General features: G+C 57.1%; 14 protein-coding genes. 6 read left to right on the top strand and 8 right to left on the bottom strand.

What is annotated here, in order from left to right:
• Positions 1 to 13: 13 nt before the first annotated feature.
• The 4 genes from K5Y32_RS13505 to K5Y32_RS13490 are packed head-to-tail and all read left to right on the top strand — an operon-like array spanning position 14 to position 3,619.
• Positions 14 to 1,063 carry an ABC transporter permease gene (locus K5Y32_RS13505; protein ID WP_222184524.1) on the top strand — a complete coding sequence of 350 codons (1,050 nt, stop codon included), beginning with the start codon at positions 14 to 16 and terminating at the stop codon, positions 1,061 to 1,063.
• Positions 1,063 to 1,755 carry a D-allulose 6-phosphate 3-epimerase gene (gene alsE, locus K5Y32_RS13500; RefSeq protein WP_061717928.1) on the top strand — a complete coding sequence of 231 codons (693 nt, stop codon included), beginning with the start codon at positions 1,063 to 1,065 and terminating at the stop codon, positions 1,753 to 1,755. The genes K5Y32_RS13505 and alsE overlap by 1 nt, the downstream gene beginning before the upstream one ends.
• On the top strand, positions 1,752 to 2,645 hold the full coding sequence (alsK, locus tag K5Y32_RS13495; protein ID WP_101763543.1) for an allose kinase: 894 nt from the start codon (positions 1,752 to 1,754) through the stop codon (positions 2,643 to 2,645). Before alsE ends, alsK begins: the two co-directional genes overlap by 4 nt.
• Positions 2,645 to 3,619 carry a ribokinase gene (locus K5Y32_RS13490; protein ID WP_222184888.1) on the top strand — a complete coding sequence of 325 codons (975 nt, stop codon included), beginning with the start codon at positions 2,645 to 2,647 and terminating at the stop codon, positions 3,617 to 3,619. Before alsK ends, K5Y32_RS13490 begins: the two co-directional genes overlap by 1 nt.
• Before the next feature lie 96 nt (positions 3,620 to 3,715).
• Here the strand turns inward: K5Y32_RS13490 and nudK are convergent, their stop codons facing one another.
• The 8 genes from nudK to K5Y32_RS13450 form a co-directional block, all read right to left on the bottom strand.
• Entirely contained in the window at positions 3,716 to 4,294 is a 579-nt protein-coding gene (gene nudK, locus K5Y32_RS13485) for a GDP-mannose pyrophosphatase NudK (protein ID WP_222184522.1), read from the bottom strand.
• A gap of 228 nt (positions 4,295 to 4,522) precedes the next feature.
• Entirely contained in the window at positions 4,523 to 5,107 is a 585-nt protein-coding gene (napC, locus tag K5Y32_RS13480; protein ID WP_101763540.1) for a cytochrome c-type protein NapC, read from the bottom strand.
• A 7-nt stretch (positions 5,108 to 5,114) separates the two neighbouring features.
• Complete coding sequence (gene napB, locus K5Y32_RS13475) at positions 5,115 to 5,546, bottom strand: nitrate reductase cytochrome c-type subunit (RefSeq protein WP_222184520.1); 432 nt, start codon at positions 5,544 to 5,546, stop codon at positions 5,115 to 5,117.
• 11 nt (positions 5,547 to 5,557) lie between these two features.
• Positions 5,558 to 8,044, bottom strand: a complete 2,487-nt coding sequence (gene napA, locus K5Y32_RS13470; RefSeq protein WP_101763538.1) for a nitrate reductase catalytic subunit NapA — start codon at positions 8,042 to 8,044, stop codon at positions 5,558 to 5,560.
• A complete protein-coding gene (locus tag K5Y32_RS13465) occupies positions 8,041 to 8,319 on the bottom strand; it encodes a chaperone NapD (protein ID WP_222184518.1) in 279 nt (92 codons plus the stop codon). The genes napA and K5Y32_RS13465 overlap by 4 nt, the downstream gene beginning before the upstream one ends.
• On the bottom strand, positions 8,309 to 8,779 hold the full coding sequence (napF, locus tag K5Y32_RS13460; RefSeq protein ID WP_222184516.1) for a ferredoxin-type protein NapF: 471 nt from the start codon (positions 8,777 to 8,779) through the stop codon (positions 8,309 to 8,311). The genes K5Y32_RS13465 and napF overlap by 11 nt, the downstream gene beginning before the upstream one ends.
• A 163-nt stretch (positions 8,780 to 8,942) precedes the next feature.
• Complete coding sequence (gene ansP / locus K5Y32_RS13455) at positions 8,943 to 10,433, bottom strand: L-asparagine permease (RefSeq protein WP_008107869.1); 1,491 nt, start codon at positions 10,431 to 10,433, stop codon at positions 8,943 to 8,945.
• A 316-nt stretch (positions 10,434 to 10,749) separates the two neighbouring features.
• Entirely contained in the window at positions 10,750 to 11,022 is a 273-nt protein-coding gene (locus K5Y32_RS13450; protein ID WP_008107875.1) for a YdgH/BhsA/McbA-like domain containing protein, read from the bottom strand.
• A 244-nt stretch (positions 11,023 to 11,266) separates the two neighbouring features.
• Here K5Y32_RS13450 and narQ point away from each other — a divergent pair, with 244 nt between their 5' ends.
• The gene (gene narQ / locus K5Y32_RS13445) at positions 11,267 to 12,955 is read left to right on the top strand and encodes a nitrate/nitrite two-component system sensor histidine kinase NarQ (protein WP_222184514.1); all 1,689 of its coding nucleotides are present in this window, start codon (positions 11,267 to 11,269) and stop codon (positions 12,953 to 12,955) included.
• Between the two features lie 109 nt (positions 12,956 to 13,064).
• On the top strand, positions 13,065 to 13,697 hold the full coding sequence (locus tag K5Y32_RS13440; RefSeq protein ID WP_101763532.1) for a response regulator: 633 nt from the start codon (positions 13,065 to 13,067) through the stop codon (positions 13,695 to 13,697).
• Positions 13,698 to 13,762 lie beyond the last annotated feature (65 nt).

Below are 13,762 nucleotides of genomic sequence, written 5' to 3'. Positions count from 1 at the left end.
GAGCCGCATCAACATGAAATCACTCTCTGCTCTGCGTCCGGACGGCACCAATATCGGCCTGATGCTGTTAATCGCGCTGGCGCTGGCGATCTTTACCGTCATGTTGCCGGGTCGCTTTCTCACTGATTCGACCTTTATGAGTATGGCATTTCAGCTGCCCGAGCTGGGCTTGCTGACGCTGGCGATGTTTATCGCCATTCTCAGCGGCGGACTGAATCTGGCAATCATCGCCACCGCCAACCTGACGGCGCTGTTTATCGCCTGGACGCTGATGCGCGCCCTGCCCGCCGATGCGGGAACCGGTATGCAACTGTTGTGGCTGTTTATTGCGATTATCGGCGCGATGCTGATTGCGGCGATGATCGGCGTGATTACCGGCGTGATGGTGACGCGCATCGGTGCGCACCCGATTCTGGTGACGCTGGCAACCATGATGACGCTGAACGGTATCGGCATCTGGCTGACCAAAGGCGCGGCCGTCAGCGGCATGCCGTCGGTGGTGCAGGCGCTCGGTTCCAACACGCTGCTTGGCGTTCCGCTGCCGCTGTGGGTGTTCCTGTTTGCCGCCGCGCTGCTGGCGCTGTTCCTCGGCAAAACCCGCGCCGGTAAATGCATCTATATGGGCGGCAGCAACATCAACGCCACCTGGTTTAGCGGCATCAATACGCATCGCATGGTGATTCTGGTGTACGTCATCTCCAGCCTGCTGTGCGTGTTGGCCGGTTTGATCATGATGGCGCGCTTCAACTCGGCGCGTATGGGTTACGGCGATGCGTATCTGCTGCTGACGGTGCTGGCCATTATCCTTGGCGGCACCGACCCGAATGGCGGCTTTGGTCGCGTGACCGGCGTGGTGCTGGCGCTGATCGCCCTGCAAGTGCTCTCCACCGGCTTCAACCTGATGAACATCAGCCAGCACGTTAGCCTGGCAATGTGGGGCACGGTGCTGATTGTGGTGTTGGCCTTCAAACAATTCAAAACTCGCTTTAACGAACATCGTGCCGTCAAGCTCAGCAAACTGGCGGCGGCGCTTAACCCTTTGACCGAAAAAAAGGAAGTATGATGCGTATTCAAGTCTCCCCGTCGTTGATGTGTATGAATCTGATGGAGATCAAGCACCAGCTCGCCGTGCTGGACTCCCGCGCCGACTTCCTGCATATCGACATTATGGATGGTCACTACGTGAAAAATATCACGCTGTCACCGTTCTTTATTGAGCAGATTCGCCCGTTCACCAAAGTGGCGCTGGATGTCCATTTGATGGTCGAGCAGCCTACCGATTTCATAGAAGTGATTGCCAAAGCGGGTGCCGATTACATCTGCCCGCACGCCGAAACCATCAACCGCGATGCATTCCGGGTGATCAATATGATCCGCAGCTTCGGCAAGAAAGTGGGTGTGGTGCTCAACCCCGCCACGCCGGTCTCCTTTATCCACCACTACATTCATTTGGTGGATAAGATCACCGTGATGACGGTGGATCCCGGCTACGCTGGACAACCGTTTATTCCGGAAATGGTGCAGAAGGTGCAAGAGCTGAAAGCGCTGAAGCAGGCCAACGGCTATCAATATCTGATTGAGATTGACGGTTCCTGCAATACCCGCACCTACAACACGCTGGTCGGCGCGGGCGCAGAAGTGCTGATTGTCGGCACCTCCGGTCTGTTCAATATTCACGACGATCTGGAAACCGCCTGGAATATGATGCGCGAAAGCATTGATGAGGCTCAGGGATTGGCGCAGGTATCCGCATGAAAAAATGCTGGCTCGGTATCGACATTGGCGGCACCGGCACACGTCTGCAGCTGATGGAAGAGGAGCGCGTTTGGTCGAGCTTCCGTAAAGTGCCGACGGCCAGCTGGGCGCAGCAGCCTGATGCGCTTAACGCGTTGGGCCAGTTAATCAGCGAAACGCTGGAGCAGCAGCCAGTTAGCGGCGTGATGCTCGGATTACCCGGCATTCTCAGCCGTGACCGCCAGCAGGTGATTTCGCTGCCGTTTATTCAGGCGCTGGATCAGCAACCGGTTGCCGCACGGCTCACCGAACGCCTTGGCGTACCGGTGGCGATGGACAAAGATGTTAACCATCTGATGCTGTGGGATTTACTGCAGCTGGAGCAGCTACCGGACAGCGCGGTGGGTTTGTATCCCGGCACCGGCATGGGCAACAGCCTGTGGCTTAACGGCCAGTTTTATCATGGTCAACACGGTGGCGCGGGTGAGCTTGGTCATGTGCCTGTTGCCGGCAACGATCTGCCCTGCCCGTGCGGCAATCGTGGCTGTGCGGAAACCGTGACGTCGGGCCATTGGCTGAGTCGCTGGGCGAGCACCCATGTGCCGGAAACCAACATGTCGGCGCTGTTTACCCAGCATCGTGAGCATCCGGAGCTGCAGGCTTTTGTACAGCGGCTGGCGCAACTGATTGCCACCGAGATGAACATACTCGATCCGGAATACCTGATTCTGGGCGGCGGCGTGCTGGCGATGGCGGACTTCCCGCTGGCACAGCTGCGCAGCCAGATTCAGCAGCATCTTCGTCCACCCGCCACGCGTGAGGGTTTGAAGATCGTGTTTAGCCAATCCACCGACCACACCGGTTGTCGCGGTGCCTGTTTAGCCGCCGAACGTCTGTTCAGGAGTGCATGATGAAAGGAAAAGTGTGTGTGTTTGGCTCGTTCAACCTCGACGTAGTCGCGGTAATGAACCGCTTTCCAATGCCGGGCGAATCGCTCACCGCCCATACCAGCATGATGGGACCGGGCGGCAAAGGCGCGAACCAGGCGACGGCCGCGCTGCGCGCCGGCGCGCGCGTGCACTATATCGGTAAGATTGGTAATGATGACTTCGGCATGTTTGCGCGTCGCCATCTGGAAAAGACCGGATTCGATGCCATCACCTTGTTTACCTGCAAGGAGAAACCGACCGGCAATGCGCTGATTTATGTCGCCGGGGACGATGCCGAGAACATGATATCGGTCTATCCCGGCGCGAACACCACCGTAACGGCCGCCGAGGTGACGCGCTGCCAACCCACCGTTGCGGCAGCCGATATTCTGCTGGTGCAGCTGGAGAATAATCTCAGCGCCATCCAGCGCATGATCGACAACGCGCGCGCTGGCGGCACCTTTGTGATTATGAATCCTGCGCCGTGGCAGAAGGTCACCGATGCGCTGCTGGCAAAAGTGGATTTGCTGACGCCTAACAGCACCGAAGCGATGCAGCTGACCGGCGTGAAGGTCACCGACTTCGCCAGCGCGCAGCAAGCCGCAGAGAAGCTGCATCGCAAAGGGGCGCGTCAGGTGATTATTACGTTGGGGGTTTGCGGTGCGTTGCTGTCAATAGCTGACCAGCCACCGCTGCGTATTCCACTGTTTCCGGCTCAGCCGCTGGATACCACCGGCGCGGGCGATGCGTTTAATGGCGCACTGGCGGCACGGCTGGCTTCAGGCGATGAACTGCCACAGGCGGCGCTGTTTGCTTCGGCTTACGCTTCGCTGTGTGTGGAACGCTCCGGTGCGGCACATTCGATGCCCTCTTACGCCGAAGCGCTGGCGCGTTTGCAGGCGTATCCGCAGTGCGTGCCGGAAGCGTTGGGTGAATCGGTTGAGGTGGTGCGGTGATTGACCAGGTCGCCATAGTTGTGCGGTGATTGGCCAGGTCGCCATAGTTGTGCGGTGATTGGCCAGGTCGCCATAAATGGCGACCCTACGTAAAAACTACGGCTTTAACCAACCGGCGATCTGCGCATGCTGCAGCAGCATAATGGCTTTACCGTCACGAATGCGGCCATCTTTCACCATCGCTAGCGCCTCCGGGAAACTCAGCTCCAGCACGGTAATCTCTTCATCCTCAACGCCACCGCCCTTGTTTGCGCGCTGTGCATCGCTGTATTCCGCGGCGAAGAAGTGGATCAGTTCAGTCACGCCGCCCGGCGACATGTAGGCTTCAAAAACTTTATCGACCTTACCCACCTGATAGCCGGTCTCTTCTATCGCTTCTTTGCGGATGCAATCTTCCGGCGAGTCGTCATCCAGCAGCCCGGCGCAGGTCTCAATCAGCTCGCCACTTTCATTGCCATTGACATAAGTGGCAATGCGGAACTGACGCACCAGCAGCACGCTATTTTTTTCAGTGTTGTACAGCAGGATGGTGGCGCCGTTACCGCGATCGTACACTTCGCGCTTGTGACGCAAGACTTCGCCGTTGTTGCGGGTGAGTTCGTAGGTGAAGTTGCGCAGCACAAACCAGTTTTCTGACAGCAACTTGTCTTTGATGATGTTGATCTTTAACGACATAACCACTCCACTGCTAAATTGAGGGAGCCTGAGATGATAGGCCGAAGCGGCGGGGAAAACTATCTGAATTGTGAGGCCGGTCGCTGTGATGGGCGCTCCTGACTCAGTGCACAGATTGTAGCGGCGCAATGGGTTGCGCGATAAATCGCGCCGCTACGGATTGTGCAGTGGTTTGATGCGCTGCGGTAGTGATCGGCATTACGCCCATTCATGCCGCGTTGTTAGGCCTCAAAAACCGTTGGGTTGATCTTTCATATCGGGCAGATGATGCGCGATACCTTTGTGGCAATCGATACAGGTTTTCCCTTCCTCAACTGCTTTGCTGTGCATCTTCGCTGCCACGGTCTTCTGCGCGGTGAAATCCATATAATCGAAGTTGTGGCAGTTACGACACTCCTGCGAATTGTTGTTTTTCATTCTGCGCCACTCGTTTTGCGCCAGCTTGATGCGATGATCCTCGAACTTTTGCGGCGTATCGATGATGCCGAAAATCTTGGCATACACCTCTTTGCTCGCCTGGATCTTACGCAGCATTTTCGGGCCCCACTCGTGCGGCACATGACAATCCGGACAGGTGGCGCGCACGCCGCTGCGGTTGTTGTAGTGCACCGTCTGCATATATTCCTGATAGACGTTATTACGCATCTCATGGCAGCCAATACAGAACTGCTCGCGGTTGGTCATCTCCATTGCGGTGTTGAAGCCGCCCCAGAAAATGATGCCGCCAGCAAAGCCCAGAATCAGTAGCGTACCAAGCGCCAGACGGCTCGGACGCCGCCACCAGCGCCAGATGCGCAGAAGTTTCTCTTTCATCATGTCCTCACTTACCGAAGCCGTCAGCCGGTTTAAAGGTGTTTTCCACCACCGGTTTGGCATCGGTTTGCGGTACGTGACACTGCAGGCAGAAGAAGCGACGCGGCGACACGGTGCTGCTCACCAGTCCATCGCGATCGGTAAAGTGCGTTGGGCTAACGCGTGGCGCGCCGGTGGTGAGATAGCTCTGCATGCCGTGGCACTGCAGGCAACGGTTGACGTTTTTCGTCACCTGATAGCCATCGACGCTATGCGGGATCACCGGCGGCTGATTCACGTAGTTCAACGGCTTGCGGCTCTGCTCTTTGGGCTGATGAATGGTGCCCTGCTGCGTGGCCGTCACTTCCGGTGACTGATTGAGATCGACGCCGTTGTGGGCGTAAACCGTGCCGCCCAGCATCAGGGCGGCCAAAGTAACAAGTGTGATTAAGGGTTTCATTGCATCCTGCCTTAAATTTTAACCAGCTTGACGGCGCATTTTTTGTAATCGGTCTGCTTCGACAGCGGATCGGTGGCGTCCAGCGTGACGTTGTTGGCCAGCACGCCCGCATCAAAGAACGGCATAAATACCAGACCTTTGGGCGGCTGATTGCGACCGCGCGTTTCCACGGTGGCAAGGGTTTCGCCACGACGCGACACCACGCGGACCTTCTCGCCGCGGCGGAAATTGCGCTCTTTGGCATCCAGCGGATGTATATAGAGTAGCGCCTGCGGCACTGCGCGGTGCAGCTCCGGCACGCGACGCGTCATGGTGCCGGTGTGCCAGTGTTCCAGCACGCGACCGGTACAGAACCACAGGTCGTACTCTTCATCCGGCGATTCGGCTGGCGCTTCGTAAGGCAGCGCAAAAATGGTGGCTTTACCATCCGGCTTGCCGTAGAAACGCACGCCTTCACCAGCTTTGACGTAGCTGTCGTAACCTTCGCGATAGCGCCAGCGCGTCTCTTTGCCATCCACCACCGGCCAGCGCAGGCCGCGCGCCTGATGGTAAGCATCGAACGGCGCAAGATCGTGGCCGTGACCGCGACCAAAGCTGGCGTACTCCTCGAACAAGCCTTTCTGGATGTAGAAGCCAAACTCGCGCGCTTCATCATTCAACTGGTCATCTGCCACTTCACTCAGTGGGAATTGGTTGACCTGGCCATTGGCGTACAGCACATCAAACAGCGTTTTGTCGCGCAGCTCAGGATTCTGCGCCAGCAGCGCTTCCGGCCACACTTCCGCCACCTTGAAACGTTTGGAGAAATTCACCAGCTGCCACAGATCGGATTTCGCGTCGCCCGGCGCTTTCACCTGCTGATGCCAGAACTGAGTGCGACGCTCGGCGTTACCATACGCGCCCTCTTTCTCCACCCACATCGCGGTGGGCAGAATCAGGTCAGCTGACAAGGCGCTGACGGTGGGATAGGGATCGGAGACTACGATGAAGTTGCGCTCATCGCGCCAGCCCGGCATACGCTCCTGCGTCAGGTTCGGACCGGCCTGCATATTGTTGTTACACATCACCCAGTAGGCGTTGAGCTTGCCATCTTTCAGCGCGCGATCCTGCGCCACGGCATGCAAACCAATTTTGGCCGGCACCGTGCCCTGCGGCAGCTTCCACAGCTTCTCGGCGGTAGCGCGGTGTTTGTCATTATTAACCACCATGTCCGCCGGTAAACGATGTGAGAAGGTGCCGACTTCACGCGCCGTGCCGCACGCCGACGGCTGGCCGGTGAGCGAGAACGGACCGGTGCCCGGACGTGAAATTTTGCCGGTCAATAAGTGCAGGTTGTAGCACAGGTTATTGGCCCACACGCCGCGCGTATGCTGGTTGAAGCCCATGGTCCAGTACGACACCACGTTGACTTTCGGATCGGCATACAGCTCGGCGAGGGCGATGAGTTGATCTTTCTCCACACCGCTCATTGCGCTGGCTTTTTCCACCGTGTACTCAGAGACAAACTTCGCAAACTCGTCAAAGCTCATCGGCGTGGATTCGCCGCTGTCCGGGTTCTTCGCCGAAGCCTGACGCGGATCGGTGGGGCGCAAACCGTAACCGATGTCGGTCACGCCTTTACGTAGCGTAACGTGATTCTGCAGGAAGGTTTTATCAACCTTGTTGTTCTGAATAATGTAGTTGGCGATGAAGTTGAGGATCGCCAGATCGCTCTGCGGTGTGAACACCATCGCGTTGTCGGCCAGCTCAAAACTGCGATGACGATAGGTGGAAAGCACCGCCACTTTGACATTCTCACTGCTGAGACGACGCGCGGTAATACGTGACCACAGAATCGGATGCATCTCCGCCATGTTGGAGCCCCACAGCACAAAAGCGTCGGCCTGCTCGATGTCGTCGTAGCAGCCCATCGGTTCGTCCATGCCGAAGGTGCGCATAAAGCCAACCACCGCTGAAGCCATGCAGTGACGCGCATTGGGATCGAGGTTGTTGGTGCGGAAACCGGCTTTCATCAGCTTGGAGGCCGCATAACCTTCCCACACCGTCCACTGACCGGAACCGAACATGCCAACCGAATCCGGGCCGTTGGCTTTCAGCGCCGCTTTGAACTTCTCTTCCATGATGTCGAAGGCTTGATCCCAGCTGACCGGGGTGAACTCGCCCTCTTTGGCATATTTACCGTCGGTCATGCGCAGCAGCGGCTGGGTCAGACGATCTTTCCCGTACATGATCTTCGGCAGGAAATAGCCTTTGATACAGTTCAGACCGCGGTTCACTTCTGCCTGCGGATCGCCCTGCGACGCCACTACGCGGCCATCCTGGGTGCCAACCAGCACGCCACAGCCGGTACCGCAGAATCGACACGGCGCTTTTTCCCAGCGAATTGGCGCAGCCAGCGAGGTCGCGGCTTTGGTGACGGTGGGAATGGTGAGTCCTGCAGCCGTTGCAGCAGCAGCCGCCGCATTGGCCTTCATAAAATCACGACGACTTATGCTCATGATGCTTCCTTACAAGGTTCTTCAATTTCGTCTTGCTGGTGATAGACCAGCGATACCGCCAACACGCCAGCGATGTTGCGGCTCTCTTCAATATTGCGCAGCAGCGCGGCGCTATCCGTAGCACCCAGCGTCACCGCCAGCGTGCCGCGCGCGGCGTCTTCCGCGGCGATGTCGCAATCGGCAAAGGCCAGCAGCGCACTTTTTATGGCGGGAATCGACGCCGGCCGCGCCTGAATCACCAGGCCGCAGACGTGCCAACTGTTTTCATGGTTCATGATTTAATCCTGTGGCTGAGACCGGGCAAGGCGCGATGCAGGCGCCGCAACCGGTGCAATGCTGCGGAAGGGTTTCAGGCTGTGCGATGCCGTTCGGCATCAGCTGGAAACGGATGGCTTGCTGTTCACAACTCTCCTGGCAGCTGCGGCAGTTCACGCCCAGGAAGGTGATGCAGCGGTTGTCGATGCGAATGCGCTGTGGAAACGGCTCGGTTTCACGCGCGTGGAATAGCGGCTGCGGGCAAGCGTCCACGCAGGCGGCGCAAAACGTGCATTCACCCTGCAGAAAATCGAGGTGCGGCACTTCACCGGCAGCCAGGCGGATGATGTGGGTTTCGCAGGCCGAGACGCATTTGCCGCAGCCATCACAACCCTTCTCTCCCCGCCACCACGGCAAAGCGATGCCGTCAGCAGACGCTACGCGCTGCCCGGTAAAGAGTTCACGTCGCGACAGTGCCATCGGTTCACCTTAAACGGGGGAAAGAGAGATAGTGCGTAAAATAACCTGACGCTAATGAGGGCTATATCACCCCAAAGGGGTAAATCCCGACGTGGGATCAAGTGAAGGGGAATTGAAATAGAAACGGGGGCCAAAAGGCCCCCGCAGATGAGAATCGCTGTGATTAGCGTGGTGAATCTTCCGCCAGCGTATCGTGATTCTCAGCATGATGTTCGTGCTCTTTCTGCGCTTCAGCATGCACGCGTTTGCGCACGCCAAACCAGCCCAGCACCAGAATCACGGCAATTAACGGAATTGAGGCGATGGTATAGGTACCGTTTGGATAGTCAAACGCCATCAACACGAGCACGCTCGCCAGGAATAGCAGCGTCAACCATGAAGTAAACGGCGCCCACGGCAGTTTGAAGCTAACATCGTCTGCCTTGCCTTCTTTAATCGCTTTGCGCAGACGCATCTGGCACACCACGATAAAGCCCCACGACGAAATGATGCCGAGCGAAGCAAAGTTCAGAACGATTTCAAATACCTGCGAAGGCACGTAGTAGTTGAGTACCACACCAAATATGTATACACCGATGGTCACTAAAATGCCGGCATACGGCACCTGCTGTTTGCTCATCTTCGACATGAATTGCGGTGCAGAACCGCCCATCGACATCGAGCGCAGGATACGCCCAGTAGAATAAAGCCCGGAGTTGAGGCTCGACAGTGCAGCGCTCAGCACCACGATGTTCATCACGCTCCCGATGTAAGGCACGCCAAGTTTAGAGAAGAAGGTCACAAACGGACTTTGCCCCGCCTGATAGGCATTCCACGGCAGCAGCAGCACCAGCAACACCACCGAACCGACGTAGAACAGGCCGATACGCCAGATCACGCTGTTGATGGCTTTCGGCAGCATGGTTTTGGGATCTTTACACTCGCCCGCCGCCGTACCCACCAGCTCAATTGAGGCGAAGGCGAACACCACGCCCTGCACCAACACCAGCGCTGGCAGCAAACCGTGCGGGAAGAAGCCGCCGTTATCGGTTATCAGGTGGAATCCTGTGGTGTTGCCGTCGAGCGGCTTACCGCTTCCCAGGAATATCGTTCCCACAATTAAGAACGCCACAATCGCCAGCACTTTTACCAGTGCGAACCAGAACTCCATCTCGGCGAACCACTTCACGCCGATCATGTTCATGGTGCCGACAATCGCCAGTGCGCCCAGCGCAAACACCCACTGCGGCACATCGCCAAACGCGCCCCAATAGTGCATATAAAGCGCGACTGCGGTGATATCGACGATACCGGTCATCGCCCAGTTAACGAAATACATCCAGCCCGCAACGTAAGACGCTTTTTCCCCAAGGAATTCACGCGCATAAGAAACAAAGCTGCCGCTGGAAGGACGATGTAACACCAGTTCGCCCAGCGCACGGAGGATAAAGAAGGAGAAGATACCGCACACCAGATAAACCAGCGCCAGTGCAGGACCGGCCATTTGCAGGCGCGCGCCAGCACCGAGGAACAGACCGGTACCGATAGCACCGCCGATGGCGATCATTTGTACCTGACGATTACCCATTGCTTTGTGGTAACCGCTGTCGTGCGAGTTGAGCCAGCGTCTTTTCGCAGCGCGTTGTTCGGCTGCGGTTTTTTTAGTTGATTTCATAGCTATCCTGTTTGTCCTGACCATCAATCACCGCCGAACCAAACGATTGCGTATGGCGGTGCGAAATGGGGTAAAAACCCGGTGTCACAGCGGCGGAACGATGTCGCGTGGCGGGGTGGGAATTTACGGCGATGAATCCTACCCGTTCTGCAAGAACGAAGCAAAAAATACCGCCAGGCTGCACAAGATGAATTGTAATAATCCATCGCGGTGCACAAAAAAACCGGTCAGAGGGCTGACCGGTAAAAGGGATGGCTACAGGGATAACTATTACTACAGGGATAACTATTACTACAGGGATAACTACTGGAGGGAATTAACGGTAAATCTCTGCGGTGCCGCTCCACAGGCTGGAATCACCTGGGGTTTGTACACCAATAACACGATAGCCGCTGGCACCTTCCTCTTGCGCTTTTTGCGACAGATGACGCGTTGCATCATCCAGCGTACCGCGTACGCCGCTGATGGAAACGGTGCCCGCGCTTTGCAGGTTTTGCGCTTGGGTGGCGCTTACGGGCTGGGCCGCCAGCGTCGAGAAACTTGCGGTGGCAAGCAGTGCAGCAGTCAGAACGGCATAACGTCTCTTCATGTGATGCTCCTGTTGTCTTCCGTTAAGGGTTAAGCGTTACAGGACTTATTATCACGCAGGGAATGAAAACCAGGTTGAGCAGGCCGTAAAGCCGTTTAATAATTCGCCAGCTTAGCGCGGGTTATTTAGAGAAAGGTAAAGAGAAAGGGTTTTCTCTGTTAAAAGTAACCTGATGTGACGAGATGACACTCGCCGTCACCGCACGGCTGCCCTATAATCCCCCGCTCTTACAAGGGTTATTACTGTGATTGTGAAACGTCCCGTTACTCGTACCATTGCGCGCGCACTTAGCGTGATTGTGCTGCTGTCGCTGTTGACCACCGGGCTGGCGCTGATGACGCTCTCCAGCAGCCTGCGCGATGCCGAAGCGGTGAATGTCGCCGGATCGCTGCGCATGCAGATATACCGTCTGGCGTGGGACAGCACGCGCGATCCGCAGCAGCTGGATCATCACATCCAACTCTACCGACAAACGCTGGAATCCCCGGCGCTGCAGCATCTGCAGCGCACGTGGGTGCCGCTTGAAGTGAGTAGCCGCTATCGCTATTTGCGTGACAGCTGGCCGATGCTGCAGGAGACGTTGCAGCCCGAGCGAGCGCAAATCTACCAGCAGCGTGTTGCGGGCTACGTCAGCGAGATCGACCGCTTCGTGCTGGCATTGCAGCATTATGCTGAACTGAAGATGCATCTGGTGGCCGCCAGCAGCCTGTTTGGTTTTCTGGCAATTGTGGCGCTGGCGCTGTGGACGATTCGCTTTATCCGCCGCAACGTGGTGCGACCGCTCAACGCGCTGGTGACCGCCAGCCAATATGTTGAGCAGGCGAATTTCGCTTTTCCGCCGCTGCCGGTGCAACAGCCGAATGAACTGGGCGTGCTGGCGCAGGCCTTCACCACCATGGCGGAACGGCTGCATTCGCACTATCGCCTGCTGGAGTGCGCGGTACGCGATAAAACCGAAGATCTCACCCAGGCCAATCGCACGCTTTCCCTGCTGTATGAAAGCTCACAAATTCTCACCAGCAGCCCACCCAATCCCGAACTTTTTCAGGGATTGCTGCGTCTGGTACAGCGGCGTGAAGCGCTAACGGTGCTGAAAATTGTTAGCGAAGGGATTGAGTTTCAGGCCGGTGTGGCAACGGATGAGGTGAACTGGCAGCGTTTACCCTTGATGCAGGAAGAGCAGCGGCTGGGCGAGCTGTGCTGGCAAACCCATCGCGCACCGCCCGCCGACGAACTGATGCAGAGCCTGGCTAACATGCTGGCGCGCGCGCTGTGGATTTGGCAGACGCAAAAACAGTATCAGCAGATGCTATTAATAGAAGAGCGCGCCACCATTGCGCGCGAACTGCACGATTCGCTGGCGCAGTCGCTCTCTTTCCTGCGCATCCAGCTGGCGCTGCTGCGGCGTAATGTCGATGAGTCGCAACCGCAGGCGCTGGCGATTATCGCTGATTTTGATCGCGCGCTGGCCGAAGCCTATCAGCAACTGCGCGAACTGCTGACCACCTTTCGTCTGACCATCGAACAGGCCGATTTGGTGCAGGCGATGCAGGCAATGATTGCGCCGCTGCAGGAGCAATCACAGGCGGCCATCGACTTCGATTATCAGCCCGGATTGCAGATGCTGGATGCCCAGCAGCAAGTGCATGTGTTGCAGATTGCGCGCGAAGCGCTGCTCAACGCGATTCGCCATGCGCAGGCGCACAATATTCAGATTCACTATCAGCGTGTCGCTGATGAGGACCACTTACTGACAATCGAAGACGATGGCTGCGGCATCAGCAGCCTCGAAGAGCCGCCAGGACATTATGGTCTCACCATCATGGCGGAGCGCGCCGCGCGGTTATCCGGCACGCTGATGATTACCCCGCAGGCGCAAGGCACGCGCGTCACGCTGCGTTTTCCACCGCGCCCGACGCACCGGTTGAGCTGACAGATTATAGAGCGCACCTGCTGTAGCGGCGCGATTCATCGCGCAATAAACTGCGCCGCTACGGCAGATGCGTTAATGAAAGAAAGTTGCCTTTGATACTGGAGACATTATGGCTAACCCTTCCCTGACTATTATGATCGTTGACGATCATCCACTGATGCGCCGTGGTATTCGCCAGTTGCTGGCGCTGGAGCCCCGGCTGGACGTGGTAGCGGAAGCCAATAATGGCACTGAAGCGCTGGCCGAAGCACGCCGTTTGTCGCCGGATGTTATTCTGCTGGATCTCAACATGAAAGGCATGTCCGGGCTGGACACGCTGAAAGCGCTGCGTAACGAAGGCATCGCCGCACGGATTCTGGTGCTGACGGTTTCCGATGCGCGCAGTGATATTTATGCGATGGTGGATGCTGGTGCCGATGGCTATCTGCTCAAGGACAGCGAACCCGAACTGCTGCTGGCGCAAGTGATGCGCGGCGCTAAAGGTGAAAACGTGTTTAGCGAGGTGGTGGCCGATTATCTGGCGACGCGCCAGCCGACGACAAATCCGTTCAAACAGCTCACCGAACGCGAACTGGATGTGCTGCAGGAAGTGGCGCGTGGCTTATCGAATAAGGAAATTGCTGCCACCTTGCATATCTCCGAAGAGACGGTAAAAGTGCACATTCGCAACCTGCTGCGCAAGCTGGATGTCCGTTCGCGCGTTGCCGCTACGGTACTGTGGCTCGAAAGCCGACATCTGTAGTCGCGCACAAAAAACCGTCACTATATTTACACTTTCTCCATAATTTACTCACGATTCTCTAATTT

The sequence above is a fragment of the Pantoea sp. DY-15 genome (assembly GCF_019795935.1).
Lineage (GTDB): Bacteria > Pseudomonadota > Gammaproteobacteria > Enterobacterales > Enterobacteriaceae > Pantoea > Pantoea leporis.
This window is presented reverse-complemented; position numbering and strand designations above follow the sequence as displayed.